Origin of the sequence: Rothia sp. HMSC058E10, assembly GCF_001809415.1 — a bacterium.
GTDB classification, from domain to species: Bacteria; Actinomycetota; Actinomycetes; order Actinomycetales; family Micrococcaceae; genus Rothia; species Rothia dentocariosa.
The window spans coordinates 15,439-32,488 of the sequence record NZ_KV797632.1 but is presented as its reverse complement, the minus strand read 5'-3'; the positions used below and the strand labels follow the sequence as shown (position 1 = coordinate 32,488).

8 protein-coding genes, 1 tRNA gene and 1 pseudogene are annotated in these 17,050 nt (G+C 55.1%); 2 read left to right on the top strand and 8 right to left on the bottom strand.

Annotated elements, in window-relative coordinates:
- The 5 genes and pseudogenes from HMPREF2609_RS11150 to HMPREF2609_RS06440 all read right to left on the bottom strand — a co-directional run.
- Window positions 1-610: pseudogene (locus HMPREF2609_RS11150) on the bottom strand (hypothetical protein); the annotation flags it as partial.
- A gap of 176 nt (window positions 611-786) precedes the next feature.
- Window positions 787-1,515 (bottom strand): DUF6318 family protein, encoded by a 729-nt coding sequence (locus HMPREF2609_RS06455; RefSeq protein WP_070535908.1) that lies wholly within the window; start codon window positions 1,513-1,515, stop codon window positions 787-789.
- A gap of 453 nt (window positions 1,516-1,968) precedes the next feature.
- Window positions 1,969-2,042, bottom strand: a tRNA-Met gene (locus HMPREF2609_RS06450).
- A gap of 215 nt (window positions 2,043-2,257) precedes the next feature.
- Window positions 2,258-5,440, bottom strand: a complete 3,183-nt coding sequence (locus tag HMPREF2609_RS06445; protein WP_070535905.1) for a UPF0182 family membrane protein — start codon at window positions 5,438-5,440, stop codon at window positions 2,258-2,260.
- Window positions 5,441-5,593: 153 nt separating this feature from the next.
- Window positions 5,594-6,787 (bottom strand): YlbL family protein, encoded by a 1,194-nt coding sequence (locus tag HMPREF2609_RS06440; protein WP_048754206.1) that lies wholly within the window; start codon window positions 6,785-6,787, stop codon window positions 5,594-5,596.
- A gap of 214 nt (window positions 6,788-7,001) precedes the next feature.
- On the opposite strand from HMPREF2609_RS06440, the gene HMPREF2609_RS06435 reads away from it, so the two are divergent.
- On the top strand, window positions 7,002-8,444 hold the full coding sequence (locus tag HMPREF2609_RS06435; RefSeq protein ID WP_048752951.1) for a zinc-dependent metalloprotease: 1,443 nt from the start codon (window positions 7,002-7,004) through the stop codon (window positions 8,442-8,444).
- Window positions 8,445-8,598: 154 nt separating this feature from the next.
- On the opposite strand, the gene HMPREF2609_RS06430 is transcribed toward HMPREF2609_RS06435, so the two are convergent.
- Together HMPREF2609_RS06430 and HMPREF2609_RS06425 are read right to left on the bottom strand one after the other, a co-directional pair.
- Window positions 8,599-9,189, bottom strand: a complete 591-nt coding sequence (locus HMPREF2609_RS06430) for a M48 metallopeptidase family protein (RefSeq protein WP_048754205.1) — start codon at window positions 9,187-9,189, stop codon at window positions 8,599-8,601.
- A gap of 70 nt (window positions 9,190-9,259) precedes the next feature.
- The gene (locus HMPREF2609_RS06425) at window positions 9,260-11,206 is read right to left on the bottom strand and encodes an ATP-dependent helicase (protein WP_048754204.1); all 1,947 of its coding nucleotides are present in this window, start codon (window positions 11,204-11,206) and stop codon (window positions 9,260-9,262) included.
- 229 nt (window positions 11,207-11,435) lie between these two features.
- Between HMPREF2609_RS06425 and HMPREF2609_RS06420 the strand changes: the two genes are divergently transcribed.
- The gene (locus HMPREF2609_RS06420; RefSeq protein ID WP_070535902.1) at window positions 11,436-12,431 is read left to right on the top strand and encodes a macrolide 2'-phosphotransferase; all 996 of its coding nucleotides are present in this window, start codon (window positions 11,436-11,438) and stop codon (window positions 12,429-12,431) included.
- A 129-nt stretch (window positions 12,432-12,560) separates the two neighbouring features.
- On the opposite strand, the gene HMPREF2609_RS06415 is transcribed toward HMPREF2609_RS06420, so the two are convergent.
- Window positions 12,561-16,886, bottom strand: coding sequence for an ATP-dependent DNA helicase (locus HMPREF2609_RS06415; protein ID WP_246825604.1), 4,326 nt, complete (start codon window positions 16,884-16,886; stop codon window positions 12,561-12,563).
- Window positions 16,887-17,050: the final 164 nt, after the last annotated feature.

Sequence of the window (17,050 nt, the reverse complement as noted above, 5' to 3'; positions counted from 1 at the left end):
ATTGTCCGGAATGCTGTGAAGACACCGGGTTACCAGCACTATGTGTTTTTAGGTCGTATCCGTCTCCGTACTCATACCGGTACGCCACCGGTACCGCCCGAATCCTGGTATGCCCGATAGGTAGGTCTCCCTCAAAAATATTACTGCTGCCTTCTAGAGTAGTGTAGAAATTCGTTTCCTCACCCTTGCTCGTGTGCGGTGGATGCGCACTATCCAAAGTCAGGTGCGGATGTGCCGGGATCAGCTCCAGCAAATGGGTGCGCATCTCGGTGATAATCCGTTCGTACTCGCTTTGGGCTTGCTGTGCTGCTTCCGGGTCGTTCAGGGTGCATTTGTTTCCATAGAGCTCATTGATCATATCCGGGATAGCACGCCCGGTCTTTGGGGCTTTCTCAAACGTGCCAGCCTGACCATCACGACTAAGACAGTACGAGCCGTCATTAGCGACATCAAACCCAAACGACCGCTGGTCACCGTTCTTACCTTGCGCAAACCCAAACTCACCATGATGATGCTCCCCATACCACCTCCTATAAGCCTCAGCGTCCTCAACGTTACCAGCCTGACTTGAACTTGTTTCACGCTCGTCATTATTAGCATGTTTGGGCACATGGGAGCTTCCCTGTTCCCAAAGGTCACCTCCAGTCTGATCTAGACATTGAAAAGAGCGAGTGTCATTATTACAAGTTATAGAAAAAGCCGCAGGAACATGGGACAGGGATGCACTCACAAGTGTTGCCGAGAGAAACCCAGAAAATACTTTGGTTTTTAGAGAGTTCAAGGGAATTACTTCTTTTCTATAGCCAGGGAATGAACATTATCAATGAGCCATCGGTTGCCGTCATGATGAAGAGTCATCATGAACCAGTTATTCTCATAATCTTCATTGCGAATTTTCTTATATGTTTTCCCATCCGAGTCAACATAGACGTAATACGGCCAAGCGACAAAGAACTTCCACTCATACTTACCGTTACCCTGGTTGATGGGTTCACCGTGAAACTCATATTTTCTTAAATCTCCGCCGATCATCCACCCGCCCTCTTTATACAGTCCAGTATTGAGATCGTAAGTATCCCGTTCGTCTTTAAAGTCTTTGCTAATGAATTTTCTGGCCTCGCTATAATCTCCAGTTTGCATGCCATAGTTACGCCATTCCGTCCACGCCTGCACCGTCTTACGCATCCCCTCCAAGGAAGCATTCGTATACCCCTCCTCCGCCTTGGGCTTCGGAACATTCTGCGCAGGACCATAAAAATCCGCAGGACGATACTCCCCCTCCGGAGCTTTCGAGTTCCCCGAATAATGCGCAGACACATTCGAAGACGGTGATGGGCTATCACTGGATGAAGCAGAGGCAACGACAGTCGCAGAAGAGGAAGAACTCGAACTCTCAGTAGCCACTCCAGCAGGCTTCGAGTCCTCCCCACAGGCAGACAACAGCACAGCAAACCCAGAAACGCCCAAAGCGCTCATAAGGGCACGACGAGACAAACCAGGGATACGAGTATTCATCGGTGAACACATCCTCAAAAAAATTGTGGCTGGGTGGATAAAATACGGAAACACGATTCGCCCGTACACACTCCTACTGGCTTATGTATTTCAGGTTTCCAACGGCGGAACCTCAGAGTAAGCCCTGAGTGAGAGTGGCGGGAATTTATCGCTTAGTAGCTACTCTACGATGATTCAAAATATTTAGCGATTCACCCGCGACATATATAACCATTTATTAATAAATAACCTCGGCATGTTTACCTTATGCGATTAAAGAAAGCAGAGTATCAGCTTTACCTTTAAACAGCATCCGCCTACGTTTTAGACAAACCCAGATATAGGATTATCCTATTCTGTTTAGTTTGCACGTTTCTTCTGGCAGCTACAGATATAACTAGGCACAGCACATTAAATCAGCAATACAAAAATAAAAACTCCCGAAGTCATAGTTATGACTTCGGGAGTATTCCGTTGCGGGGGCAGGATTTGAACCTGCGACCTCCGGGTTATGAGCCCGGCGAGCTACCGAACTGCTCCACCCCGCGGCGACTCATACAACTATACATACCGCTCTGCAACATCTCAACTTGAAGCTGTCTGCTGAGATAAACACCACAGAAAAACCCAAAACTGGATGTCTGAACGCCCCTTATTGCTCTCATAGACAGCCCGAATCAATAATTTAAGATGACGAAGCGGGGCGCCACCCGAATGTGATGGCACCCCGCTATGACCGTCAGACCGCAAGCACTACTACATCTTATTTAGAGGTAGCTTCCCCAGAAGAACTCTGCGATGCTGAGGATGAACCGCTCGGCTGCTGCTCACTTCCCTGCTGATCGCCGCCCTGTTTCTGATCCTGCTGTTGTTTATTTTCGGCTTCAATAGCCTTCTGCAAAGAATCGTTCAGACGCTTCTGAGCCTCACCATATGCTGCCCAATCGCCCTTCTTGAGAGCGGCATCCGAATCCTGCATGGCCTTGGAAGCATCCGCCAGATGCTGTTTCAGGCTAGCGGACTGGTCTGAGCCAGAGGCTCCAGAAGAGCTGGACGAAGATCCAGAGGTCTTCTCCCCATTGCCTTCAGTGCCGGCTCCTGACGGTCCCGACTGAGCATCTATCTTGGCACCGGAAGAACCGTTGAAGACCTGGTTGAGGGCTTCCTCCAGTGTGGGGGCAAACCCGACCTTGTCACCGAAGCTGACTAGCACTCGCTGCAAACGCGGGTACCGTGCATCGCCGCTAGACTGCACATAGACTGGCTGAACATACAGAATGCCGCCAGCCACCGGCAGAGTAAGCATATTGCCGTTAATGACCTCGGAGGACCCGCGCCGCAGGAGGTTCAGCTGGTTCGAGACCTCAGCATCAGAGTTGAAGATATTCTGTGCCTGGCCAGGTCCCGGAACCACCGATGAACGCGGCAGTTCGAGCAGTCGCAGCTTACCGTAATCCGCGCTGCGTTCGCCGTCCTTGCCGGTACCGGCGTCACCATTTGCAGCGAGGAATCCGTACATCACGTTACGCGAGTTTGAATCACTCTGCTGAGGAATAAAGGTCGACGTCAGCGAGAAATGAGCCTTCCTATCCCCAGGCATCTGGAGCGAGAGGTAATAAGGCGGAATCTGGCGACCGCTATCATTCGTAGGGTCGTTTGGAATCGACCAGACGTCATCGCCCGCGTAGAGGCTGTTCGAGTTCGTCACATGATACTTATTCAGCATCGAGCGCTGAATAGTAAACATATCCGAGGGGTAGCGCACATGGTTAAGAAGCTCGGCGCTCATCTCTTTATAGCTCTTCACGGTTCCGGGGAATACGCCCTGCCATGCCTTCAAAATAGGATCATTTTCATCCCATGCATAAAGGGTGACCGAACCGTCGTAGGCATCCACGGTGGCTTTCACCGAGTTGCGAATGTAGTTCATCGAATTCGTGCGCGGATTCTGATTATTCTCCTGGCTTACACCCTGCGCATATGGGAACTGGTTTGTGGTCGTATAAGCATCCACAATCCACTGCACCCGATTATTGATAATAGCGGGGTACGCTTTGGAATCCACCTTCAAATACGGCGCAGCCTTCTGAACGCGATCTACCGGGTTACGTTCGTACAGGATCTGCGAACCATCACGAACCGCATCCGAAAGCAAAATATCGGATGACTGGAACTTAATCGCATAAGAGAGACGGTTCAGCGTGGAATCCAACCGGGGACCGCCGTTGCCGTTAAATGTGTATTTTGCATCCGAAGAATTCGTTTCATCGGCGGACTGCGGACGGTCGAGCTCCAGCTGATCACCGTTGCCGCCCACAATGGAATACTGCGGAGAGCTCATACCGAAGTAAATACGAGGCTCATAGTTTTCAGAAATAACGCCATTCGCCTTGATACCGGACTGCATGAACTTGGGGTTACCCGCACCGTCAACCTGGTTACCGTAAGCTGCAATCACGCCGTACCCGTGGGTGTACACCACGTGGCGGTTATACCAGGAATCATCCGAAGTCTGGGAAGGATTCAGCTCACGGGCGGCAATCACCGTGTCCTGAGTCTTATTGTCTACGGAATAGCGGTCCACCGAGAGATTCGAGTCGAACCGATAGTATGGACGGAACTGCTGCATCTGCGCGAATGCTGAGCTTACCACGTTCGGGTCCAAAAGACGGATGTTCGCAATAGTCTCACTAGAGTTCCCCAAAGCGCCTTGACGAGTATCGATCGTGGCATCATAAGGAGTAGTCTCTACCTTATCGAGGCCGTAGGCGTACCGTGTTGCGTCGATATTGCGTTGGATAAACTGCGACTGTGCAGCCTGTTCATTCGGCACAACCTGGAAACGCTGTACGATCCAGGGGTACAGCCCGCCAGCGACGAGAGCTACAACCACCAGCATCGCGGTTCCCACTAGAGGCAAACGCCAACGATGCGCGGAAGCCGTAGCCAAGAACAACACAGCCACCAGAACTGCGGAAATCGCCAAAATAGAACGTACGGGAATAATAGCGTTCGTATCGGTGTACATAGCACCGGCCCAGCGCCCCGACTGCTGCTGAACTGCGGTGTACCGTTCCAGCCAGAACGCAGCACCGCGCACCAGAAGGAAGGCGCATGCCAAAACCGCAGCATGACGGCGGAACGCGGCGGAAGTTCCTACACCGCCTGGGCGAACCTTAATACCACCGTAGAAGTAGTGCATAATAGCACCGCCAATAGCGCAGAGCACGATAACAGCGGTCAAAAGATTAACCACCAGATTGAGGAACGGAAGAGTGAAAACGAAGAATCCAACATCCAACCCAAATTCGGGGTCTTGAACGCCGAAGTCCTGGCGGTTCAAGAAAAGCGCCACGGTTTGCCACTGGCTAATTCCGGCACTCCCAATAAAGAACCCTAAAGCAATTGGAAGAATCACCAAGAGAATCTTGCGGATGCGCTCCATACCCCGACGGTACCGCGCCATACTATCGGTGAAATCACGCCCGCCAAACATGTCACGCAGAAGGTCTTCGGCTTCCGTATGCTCATGCTCGGTCGTATGGCGCTCATGTGGACCGGATTTAGAGGTCTCGTGATGCGCCTGCTCCTCGGATTTATCCGCGTTTTTGGCGTCTTTCTTCGCCTGAGAATCATCGTGGTCAGCATGTTTGATGGCATAAGACATCGAAGCCCAGAACGGCACCGCTACAACGAGTGCGGTTACCACAAAGATAGAGCTCTGAAGCAAGATTTCGGTGGTGAAGACACTGCCAAAACCAAGCTGATTGAACCATAGCCAATCCGTATACACCTGTGTGGCATATACAAACGCCATAATCAAGACTATGACAACCGCGATGGTAATACCCAAAGGACCCGGATAGCGCCGCTTTTTCTTTTTCTGGTCTGCTCCCGCGCGACGGGGAGGCTGAGGAGGTTGATGTTCGTTATCAGATGCCGTCACGGATTCCTCACTTCGTTGGTGGCTGGAACATAGTTAATAAACATTATCTCAAATGTGGCGCTCTGACACAGACAGGAGCGTAGGCAAACACGCGGAGAAATACCGTATGTTTGCCTATAACCTGATGTGCACGCCTAGATTGCCGAAAACCTTTTACCCGCAGGTGGGGAACTGATCGGGGGCGGCTCCGTTCTTAATCTTGGTGAGGGCATCCACGGCCTCATCAACGTTATCGACCGGGATTACCTGCATATCACCTGCCGGTGTTTCCCCACGATAGTATTTGAAAACATTGGGGTCGGTTCTGCGGATTTCTTGAAGATCGTCACAGTTTTCGCGCGGTGCCAAAAAGTAGTGGGCACCGTGGCGTCCGGAAGCGATAATCTTATATTTAATGCCGCCGATGGCACCGACTTTACCGCTGGCATCTATGGTTCCGGTACCGGCTACATAGCTTCGGGCTGAATCTTCGTTTCCTGCGCCTTCGGGGGCAAGCAGGCTTTGCTCGGTGAGCTTATCGATGGTACCGAGAGTGAGCATGAGACCCGCGCTGGGGCCGCCAACACCGTCAAGGTTGTAGGTTGCCTCAAAGGGAAGATCAAAGTCCTGTTTAAGCACAATTCCAACAAGCCAGCGCCCCGATTTATCGTCACGCCGCGGCGTGAGAGTAACGTTCTTGTTATCGCCATTCCGGCTGATTTCGAAGGTGACGGGACGTCCTTCTGAAGCTTGCACAGTTTCGGTGACATCTTTGAGAGTATTGATCTGTTTATCCCCCACTTTGAGGATGCGGTCCCCACCCTGCACCTGCCCCTCAGCGGGTGAGCCGGAGGCGGTTTGGAGAACGCTGATCCTCTCGGTCACCGGCAGTTTAAGGTAACGCGCCGCAGCAACTTTCGCCTGGGTTTGAGAATCCGCCATTTGTGCGCTGCTGACCTGGTTAGCTTGCTGGTGGGTAACGTGCGGATAAGTAATTTCGGAGGGAACCACAAGGTAACGGTTGCCGTCCGCAGCCAGCCAACTGTAGAACGCATCCGCTCCGGGGAGAATGGTGTAGGGTCCGCCGGAGACAGATACCGTGGTCATATTCAATTTCCCGGTGGTGGGATAGGTTTGCGTGCCGTTGATCTGGATAATATCTTGATCCTGGTACTGCCCGAGAATATCGAAGAGAGGTCCGGGCCCTTCTTTGCTATATGAGCTGGGCAGCACAAAAGCACCGAGCATCAGCAAACAGGTTGCGGAAGCAGTTAGAAAGCGCAGATTCAGGGGACGTCGTTCTAATAGTGGAAGAGATTCATCGCTCTGCTGATGGGATTTTCTCAAGAAAAATGCACGCTTAGCCATGCTTCTTAGAGTACCCGATATTTTTGTTGGGAACACCACATGATGAGCCGGGGTACACCGCGGCGTCAGCATTGTACGCCGCCAAGGTCATAAGATGGGCTGTGCCTAGAGCGAATACCGCGAAATCACGGCAAACTCACAGGTTTACCAGGTACCCTTTACTAGACGGGTAGGGGCAGACTGTGCCCGCCCTCAATACTGAAAGGTATGTGACATGGCTGAGAACCCCACCAACGATAATTCAAATGACCGCGATCCCCTTGAGGAGTTCCTGAAAAAGATGCAGGAACAGGGTTTTGATCCTAACGCCGAGCAGAACGGCAACGGCACAGCGGATAACCCGTTTGCTTTTCTGAACGGAAATATAAACCCTGAAGATATGAACGCTATGGGTATGTCTTTTGACCCCTCTATGCTCCAGGGTATTTTTGCGCAGGTACAGTCAATGTTTACTGCTGGGGCTAGTGAAAACGGGATTAACTGGCAGGGTGTGAAAGACCAGGCTCGTCAGCTCTTAGCGACCACCGGGGAGGATCCTGCCATCACCGAGTCTTTGAGGGCGGCAACACGCGATGCCTCTAACCTCGCCGATCTGTGGTTAGACAGCGTCACCATTTTTGAGCGTCACAATATTCCTGTTGAGGCCTGGTCCAAGGCTGAATGGCTCGATTCTTCCTTCGAATCTTGGCGTGATATGGTACAGCCCGTAGCGGCTGAGGTAACTCAGGCGATGGTGCTCCCCTCCACCGAAGATGTTCCCGAAGAGCTGGCTCAACTTTTGGGCGGCACCGGATTCTTGAACAATATTGGTTCCATGATTTTTGGGGCTCAGATGGCGCAGGCACTGACCGAGCTTGCCGGTGAGGTATATTCTTCTACCGATATTGGATTCCCCCTCGCGCCAGGGCGCAGTGCACTCTTGCCCGCCGGTTACACTCAGCTTGCTGAAGATATTGAAGTGCCCGCGCAGGAAATTCTGCTGTACCTGGCGGTGCGTGAGGCAGCGCTGATTCGTCTGCACCGCACAAACCCGTGGCTGCGTGAAGATATTTTGGAGCTGGTAAGCCGTTATGCTCGCGGTATCCGTGTGGATATGAATCGTATTCAGGATGCCGCATCCCAGGTAGATTTGAGCAACCCCGAGGCCGTACAGGATGCCTTCGACGGCGGCTTGTTCAACCCGCAGCGCACCGAAGACCAAGAACTTGCAGTTGAGCGTCTGGAAGCTATTCTTGCCCTAGTAGAGGGCTGGGTATCGTTGGTAGCTGAGCAGGCAACCCAAAACCTGCCTACAGCCCCGCAGCTGGCGGAAACTCTGGTACGTCGCCGTATCGAAGGCGGCCCGACCGAGCGCGTGTTCGAGACTCTGGTCGGCTTAGAGATTCGCCCTCGCTTGGTGCGTGAGGCACAGAATTTTTGGCGCACCTATGAGGAGAAGCACGGATATGAGGCCCGCGATGAACTGTGGGCAGCGCCGGAGACTCTGCCGACCGCCGCTGAGCTTGAAGACCCCGATGCCTATGAAGCACGCCAAAATGAGTTCAAGGTTGAGGATATTGACTTTGACACCGAGCTGCAGAAACTTCTGGACGGTGGTTTTGATGAAGGCGAGTCCGACGGCGGTGAATCTTCCACCGGCGACGAACCTAATACATAACACGCACCACGCTTCGTAATCATGCATTAGACGCTGTGGGCGATTGGGGGATACGCACCGCATCTCATGCGTGATACCAGCCGATGAAATGCTCTGTGGGTTCCGAAGGTTTTCTGCCTTCGGGACCCACATTTGTTGTGGATCATCGCGGTTCTTAGTTGGTGGCTTGCGCGCGTATAAATTCCATACCCGCCAAGAATGCCCGTGCCTTATCAAGGTCAGGGAACCGGGCTTCTAGAGTGCGAAAACGGGCGTTATGGTGAAGTTCCACGAAGTGACAAAGTTCGTGGTAGACCACGGAGTCAACCACGTATTCGGGGGCTCCCTGAAGATCATCGGAAATACGGATGGTGCCCTGAGTCGGTGTGGCGGATCCCCACCGTTTACGCTGGTTCGAGACCCAACGGATAGAATTGGGAAATTTCTCGGGCACGAGCTCGGACAGATACCTTGCAGCCAGAGCACGAGCACGCTCCGTCAAGTAATCATCAGACGCAAAAATGCGGCGCCGCCGAGAAGTCTCCCGCTGTTTCCGTTGCACGCGGGGAATCAGGCTTTCCAGATATTCGCGAATTTGCGCATCCGTACTCGCCCCGGGAACCAACAGGCGAATACTTCCATCTTCCTGCGGCTGGGCACTGACGGTTCTGCGGCGGCGAGACGAACGCACCACCAGGATTTCCGGGGTGGATGCGGTCGCCGGAATAACTTCGTGGTGCTGTCGGACTTTCTGTCGTGCCATCATATGTTGCCCTATCTGAGCGTTAGGTACGGTGTCTTATGATCGTAATTCTCCGCGAGTGCGCAGGTATTATTTAGCTGTGTCGGGCGGATTGACGGGACGGGTCAATATCATCCAGGAAGCGGGAACGGCGGCGTTTTCCCCGCCCACCGGCGGTCCGTGAATCCGACCATGTGAACCACAGGTATTTGCGGGCACGTGTAATCCCCACATAAAGCAGGCGGCGTTCTTCATCGATCGCGTCGGAGGTTTGAGCGAAGGTAATGGGCATAAGTCCCTCGTTTAAACCGCAGAGGAAGACCGCATCCCATTCCAAGCCCTTTGCAGAGTGCAAAGAGGCTAGCGTGACGCCTTCCATAACGGGAGCATCCTGGGTGGCAAGACGGTGCGCAAGCGTTGCAACGACATCGTGTACGGTAAGCCGATGCGGAACCGGAGCCCCTGCGGCCTCCGCTTGAGCGATGTCTTCGATGCGGGTATCTTCCAGATGATCAACCATCGAGACAATTGCGGCAAGAGACTCCCATTTTTGGCGTACAGCGCCAGCGGACTGGGGCGCTTTTTCGGTGTATCCCAAAGGTTCCAGCACTTCACGCACATAACGTGGCACGTTCTCGGAACCGTCGGTTGATTTTGCCGACGCTCGCAGGGCAAGCATCGCTTGCTTAATCTCGGGACGATCGAAGAATTGCTCAGCTCCGCGTAACTGATACGGAATACCGCGATCGGCGAGCGCCGCCTCCAGAAGCCCGGACTGCCCGTTAGTGCGGAAAAGCACCGCGATTTCTGATGCCGGAACGCCATCTTTTTCGAGGAGATCCTGGATTTGTTCGGCAATGCCTTCGGCTTCACGTTCGTCATCCGTATATCCGAACCATTGGCTTTCGACTCCCGGTCCGCGCTGGGAAATGAGTTTGAGCGGAGGTGCCCAGGAGAATTCGGTGGAGTCCGGGCGCGGTCGCCGTGCCGCTAGGAGTCGGTTTGCCAGTTCGACCACTTGGCTGTGCGAGCGGTAGTCTCGGGTGAGCCGTACCGTGTGTGAGCCCCGGTACCGTCGCGGAAATTCCAGGAGGTGCCGACTGGTTGCACCGGTAAACGAGTATATGGTCTGCGAGGCATCGCCCACGACGCATAAATCGTCGCGCTCCCCCAGCCAGGCGTCGAGAAGGCGCTGTTGGAGGGGCGAGACATCCTGATATTCGTCTACCACGAAATGGCGGTACTGTTCACGGATGGTGGCAGCGAGTGCATCGTCATCTTCGATGATGCCGACGGTCAGGAGCAGAACATCCTCAAAGTCGATGAGGTTCCTTTCGTCTTTGAGATCTTCGTAGGCGCGGAAGAGCCGCACCATGTTCTGCGGGGTTATTCCGGAGGGCAGGTTGCGCTGGTGAAGGTGCGGCGTGAGGGTGTCGGGGGTGAACAGGCTGACTTTTGCCCACTCGATTTCTGCCGCAATGTCGCGTACAAGTGCCCGGTCGACGCTCATGCGCAGGCGCTGGGCAGCTTCGGTGATTAAACCGGCTTTATGTTTGACGATATCGGGGAATGAACCGCCGATAGCGCTGGGCCAAAAATACCTGAGTTGGCGCAGCGCTGCGGAGTGAAAGGTTCGGGTTTGGACTCCTACGGCACCGAGGGATCGCAGTCGAAGGCGCATTTCTTCTGCCGCGCGGGTGGTGAAGGTGAGAGCCATAACGCGTTGGGGAACGTATTTTCCGCAGGCGATTCCGTAGGCGATGCGGTGGGTGATAGCGCGGGTTTTGCCGGTTCCGGCGCCTGCGAGTACGCGCATCGCGCCGTTGAGTTCGGAGGCGACCCGGCGTTGGTCTTCGTCGAGACCCGCGAGGATGTCTTCGGGGGAAAGCTGGGGCGCAGCGTGATTTTGTTGCGGAGCGGCTGGTGAAGGGACCGGTCGTGCCGGTGCCTGTGGGGTCCGGGTGTGAGCCGGGGACGATTTTTGGGCGGGTATGCCGAAGAGAGCTTGCTGTTTGGATGCTCCGGCGCCCTGTGCTGGCATAACGCCCCTCTCCTGGTGCTCTGCGGGTGTTCACACGCTGGTTACTATTGTACCTTTACCTTAGGTGGGGTCTGTCTGCGGCGGTTAGTATAAGCATGCCCAAGACGGGAGTATCTTTATTCCGTGTTTATTGCTGCGTGACCCGAGTTTTCAAGGGATCGCACGCGAAAATGTGTGCGAGGGGCGAACGTGCCGAACCTCATGAGGACTCATTTGATACCCTAAGAGGGTGACTTTAACGCCTCTTCAGCTTGCCGCCATTGTGTCAGCGGGTGTGCCGGGAATTTACCCTGTGGGCGCATCCGCCGTTCTTGACGACACCGCCGATTTTGACTCAGCTATTATTGTGGATTCGACCAATCGTCGCTGGCGTGTACGTGCTCCTCGTCGCCCCGATGCCAGCATGCGGCTTGAGGCGGAGCACCTTATTCTTCAGTCTTTTACCCCCGGTCTGCGTGCTCGCCTGCCTTTCCAGGTGCCGACTGTGGTGGGTACTGTGCCTTATCAGGACGGCAGCGTTTTCATTTACACGCATATTCCCGGTACCTCTTATGAGGTTGATGACCTTGCGGCGCAGAATGGGCATATGGCAGATGGTCAAGATAACCTGGCCGTTTCTCTCGGTAAAATTTTGGCGACTCTACACACGATGCCGCACGATCTGGTGTTTGAGGCGGGTCTGCCCTCGTATAATTCTGAGGAGATTCGCCGCCGCCGCAGTGTTGAGCTTGAGCGTGTGGCGCAAACCGGCAAGATTCCTGCGGATCTGTTGGCACATTGGCGTTCGGTGCTCTCCCCCGGTCCCACGTGGCAGTTCCAGGCTCACGTGATTCATGGTGACATGAACTCCGATAACCTGGTTCTTGACGGCGCGAAGATTGTTGAGGTGACCGGTTGGTCTGATGTTCAGGTGGGAGATCCTGCCCAAGATTTTGCGTGGCTGTTCTCTTGTTCCGATCAGGGCTTTACCGACAGCGTATTGGATGCTTACCAGCGGCAGATGCGCCCCGAACCGGATGAGCATTTGATTCAGCGGGCGCATTTCTATGCGGAATTTGCGATTGCTCAGTGGTTGGCGCACGGTGCTGAGATCGGCGATGACGATATTGTGCAGCATGCCGTCGCCATGCTTTTGGATGTGCAGGATGGTCTGCGCGCGACCGGTGGGCTGCTCGGGCAAGAAGAGGAAGAAGATATTCCACAGGTTATTGACGACGAAGACTAGAGTAGAAAACGATAGATTTAAAGGCTGAGACGCCACCCCCTCAAGGTGGCGTCTCAGCCTTTATTCTGTTGCGACTAAAGGATATATTCCGGTTGCGCTATCTACCTCTACTATGATGCATGGGCCAGGCTACCGCGGCCGCCCCGGAAGTTCTTCGCCCCATCCGGCGCGGGAGATAATGCGTTCAAGCTGCTGTTCATTCTGCAAGCCGCCGGCGATATCGGTATCCCACACGGTCTGGTCGGAGCCAACATAGTAGAATGCCGCGTGTACGCGTTCAGGGTCTATCCCCTGTATTTTGGCGAAGGGGAGCCGGTACAGCGCCAGCTGGATGCGCTTATGCCGCATCGCGTGTGCGGAGGGTTTACGCCCGGTTTTCCAGTCCACAAGATCCCAGTGTTCCTGCTCCTGGAGGGTGCCGTCGGCGTTAGTGACCTGTTCGGTGCGGCGGAAGACCGCATCAATACGCCCGCGGATGTTCACGCCCGCTACGTGAGTTTCGACCGGGTATTCGGCGCGCCATATGGTGCGGGAAGCCCATTCACTCTCAAGAAATGTCGCGCGCAGTTTATCAAGGTCGAAACTGCCGTCAAGATCATCATCGCTATAAAGTTCGTCCTGTATATCGAGCATAGGTTCGTCCCCGAAGTACTCCTCAACCCAGGCGTGGAAAAGTGTACCCTGCCGCGCCGCCGCAGATGGCTGCATCGGTACCGGGCGCACCAGGCGACTCAGAACCGTCTCTTTATCCTCCGACAAAGCAATGAGGGTGGATGCCGACATATGCTCGGGTTTCGCGGGAACCGCTGGGGTAACGGCGCGCTGTGCCAAGGCAAGAAGCAGATCGACCTCATGCTCCCAATCCTGAATCTGCTGAGCTTCCGCTTCGGTGGGGCTAGTAAGTTTATCGAGCTCGTCAAGGCTTAACGATCCGCGCGCCACATTGAGAGCGGCACGCTCCACCCGTGCACGCCGCTGACCGGGTACCGCAATAATGTCACGATTCTCGGTGCGTTCGGCGAGGTCTTTCTCGGATGCCCAGCGGATCACCTGAGCGCCGTCAAAGGGGTCAAAGGGCCAGTCGGCGGTCAGCACGGAGCCCTGCTGCGGGTTATCTTTCACCCACGCCGCCGGTTCCAAGAAACGGTGCACAATCTGCGGTCGAACCCCCGGCTGCTCAGGGCCACGTTTCCCTTCCGCAAGCTGCGCTAAAGGTTCGCGGGCGTAGTGGAAATTCTCGACTACATCCAGCCCGTAACGCTTTTTGAGCTGTTCCAGATTTTCATCGTATGCCCCTTTGGACTCCTGCGGATCGGGCAGGCCGGGCTCCTGCACGCCGCCCATCAGCGCCTGCTTCACCCGGTGCACCTCAGGCAGATTCAGTACCTCGGCATTTGTGATCGGGTTTCCGTCGTCATGCACAAGCGCACGCGCGATCTGCTCATAGACCTCGCTTGTATAGCACTGAGAAGCCGCCGTATCTTCGGGGTCATCAGGAGCGGGAATAACCGGTACAGACGTATCATTTTCCAGACGGATACCCTGGGGAATACTATAGTTCTCAAGCCACAAGCAGCGCCCAAAAAGTACCTCAATGCTGGCGTCACGATGCTCAATCGCCCACCCAGAGGTGTAAAAACCGGTGCCCAGATAGCTCGGATACAGCCAGGGTGCCACCTGAATACCTTCGTAAGGTTCCTCAGCATCGCCCTGCGCGAATTGCACCAGCTCGTTCCAATAGGGCTCGGGCTGATAGGGGTTTACGTTCGGGCCCACCCATCGGCAATTACTGATGTGCAGCAGCGAGCGGGCGCGGGTCATCGCCACATAAACCAGCCTCCGTCCCTCAAAGCCCACATAGTCATTCGCCATATCTTCGCCGTCTTCAAGACGCGCATTGAGCTCTTTATAGTTCTCTAGGGCGCTCACCTCTTCAGCCCGTTCCAAAGCGGACGGCAGATAGTCGCGGTCACCTCGTAGAGGCCAGGGCAGGCTTCCAGGTTCCAGGCGGTGCCAGGTGTGTGGGCGAGTGGGGTATTTATCGCACATGCGCGGCAGATACACGTGATCCCATTCCAGACCTTTCGACGCGTGCATCGTAAGGATTTGCACCGCATCGCGCCGAGGTTCCTCTTCGGCGGGAGTTAGCCCCCGCTCGTGGTTTTGGGCCTGTTCCAGCCAGGAGAGAAAACCCAGCAGATAGCTAATACCGTTGGCGGAGAGCACAAACCGCCGGGCGGTGGGGGCGTCCTCATCAACCTCGGTTCCGTCTGCGCCAGCATAGAGCATCGCGTTGATGCGCGGTGAACTTGCAGCGTAACTTGCGGCGACCTCATGAAAAGCATCCAGATGCGCGCGAGAGCCGTAGGCGTCCCCGCCGGGGCGGGCGGCAAGCTCGATATCCAGGAGCATCACACGCTCAATCTCATAGAGCAGGGTGCCGATATCCTCGGTAGTAAACTGGCGCAGATACTCAACCTCGGCGGTGAAAGCGTGCAGACGGCGCAAACCTTCAACGCTCAGACGGCGCCGGGATTCTGGGTAATCCGCAGGGTAAATGGGGTTACCGGCCTCATCCGCTGTGGGAAGATGCTCGATCGCTTCAATAAGCGAACCGTATTCGGCGAGGTCTTCTACAGCGTTTTTACGGACTCGCTCAAATTCTTCGTGGGCGGCACGCAGATTGGCATCGGTATCAGTTTGAGGGCTCGAAGGTACATCTCCGCTCGTCTCCTCAGAGGGCTGCTCGCCAAAGGTTCGTCCCATATTTTTCTCGCGCGTGGTCGTCAGGTAATTCGACCAATCTCCCAGCGCAAGCAGATCCGCTGTGCCCAACCGCCAACGTGCGCCAGCGAGCAGACGCATCAAGGCATCTGAACGGTTCGGGTCTGCTAAAACCCGCAGCATCGAGACCATATCAATAATTTCGGGGCGTTCCAGAAGCCCACCCAAACCAACCACCTGCACGGGAACACCCAGGCTCTCGCAGGCCTGGCGAATGGGTTCCATCTGCGCCCGGGTACGGGTGAGCACCGCCATCGTGGGCATCTGCGCCGGATTATCGGCGTAGCGGGTGCGTTCCTGCACGATACGTTCGGCAATGCCCTGTGCTTCCTCGGTCTCAGACCCGTAGCGTGCCAACTGCACTGAGCCGAGCATAGCGCGGTAACCGGGTTCATCGGGGTTGAGGATCACCGAGCGAGGCCGCAGATCGGGCACGTGAGGCGGAGCAGGGGCACGCACCCAATCGGGAATATTCTTGAGTTTAGCGGCGATCAGGTTAGCGGCATCCAAAATAGCGACGTCATTACGCCACGCAACTGTCAAATAAAGAGGCGTTTCATCGCGTGTTGGGAAGTATTGATAAAAACTAAACAGCTGACCGTCGGAAGCACCGCGGAACCCGTAAATAGACTGTTTCGGGTCCCCCACCGCCATGACCGGATGCTCAGGCTGACCGGGACACCCATCATGCCCGTCGCGAGCTCCGTATAAATCGGCAAAGAGCCGCAGCTGGGCGTGCGATGTATCCTGAAATTCGTCAAGAAGCACAACCTTATAGCGTTCCCGCTCCAGCTGTGCGGCGGCTGGCACCTCGCGGGCGATCCGCGCTGCCAACGCTATCAAGTCGCCGTAATCGAGCACCTGCATACGCGCTTTCACTCGCGCATACCGCTGCACAAGCTGCGCCAAAATAATTTTGGCTTTCAGCCTCTCTATGACCTTTTTTGCGTTGGCACTGGGACCGGGCGAACTGAGTGATTCGTACGCCGCCAGGTGTGCGGAACAAAATTCGATAACCTGCTGCGGGCTTACCAGATGTTCGGCGCACTCCCCCGACAGCTGCAAAAGGCTCTGCACGATCGTACTTTTTGAGGCAACTCCCGAGGTTGAGCTGGCGGCGGGCAAGTCACCGTCCCAGTACTGCACGATCTGCGCGGCGAGCTGCCAGGCTTGAGCATCGCCAAGCATTTGTGCATCCTGCTCAACACCCAGGCGCAGACCGTATTCTTTGACGAGATTATTCGCGTATGAGTGGTACGTAGAGACGGTGGGCTCGGAAGAGCCTGCAAGAAGTTCTTCTTCGCTCAGCTCAATCAGGTTACGTTCGCGCAGAATATTTAGGCGGGTGCGCATGCGATCGCGCAGCTCTCCTGCGGCCTTGCGGGTAAAGGTAACGCCCAAAACTTCATCGGCGCGCACGAATTTATTGGCCACAAGCCACACCACACGATCAACCATCGTCGCGGTTTTTCCCGAGCCCGCACCAGCGATCACCAGCCGCGGTTCAAGCGGCGACTCAATGATGCGAACCTGTTCATCGGTGGGCGGGTTCAGCCCTAGCGCGTGCGCAATCTCGCGGGCGCTAAGTCGGGCAGGTTGGTGTGTTGCTCCCCCAAACACGCCACGGTCGCCGTCATGCTTGTGCGGCTGAGCCGGTTCAGAGGTAGTCATACGGTACGTATCCATTCCTGACGGGGTGATAGTGTCAGCTGTATCAGATGTGATACAGCCACAGGATGCAGTTTACCACCGACGCAGTTCAGAATAGAGGCCGCACGTCACCCTCTAGGCACCACTAACTAGTGTCCTGTGGGAGCCTGTCGTTCCTGCCGGGG

Excerpts from the sequence above, each read along its gene's own strand:
- HMPREF2609_RS06425 (WP_048754204.1), bottom strand. The coding sequence starts at position 11,206 with ATGCCAGCACAGGGCGCCGGAGCATCCAAACAGCAAGCTCTCTTCGGC.
- HMPREF2609_RS06435 (WP_048752951.1), top strand. The coding sequence starts at position 7,002 with ATGGCTGAGAACCCCACCAACGATAATTCAAATGACCGCGATCCCCTT.
- HMPREF2609_RS06455 (WP_070535908.1), bottom strand. The coding sequence starts at position 1,515 with ATGAATACTCGTATCCCTGGTTTGTCTCGTCGTGCCCTTATGAGCGCT.
- HMPREF2609_RS06415 (WP_246825604.1), bottom strand. The coding sequence starts at position 16,886 with ATGACTACCTCTGAACCGGCTCAGCCGCACAAGCATGACGGCGACCGT.
- HMPREF2609_RS06440 (WP_048754206.1), bottom strand. The coding sequence starts at position 6,787 with ATGGCTAAGCGTGCATTTTTCTTGAGAAAATCCCATCAGCAGAGCGAT.
- HMPREF2609_RS06430 (WP_048754205.1), bottom strand. The coding sequence starts at position 9,189 with ATGATGGCACGACAGAAAGTCCGACAGCACCACGAAGTTATTCCGGCG.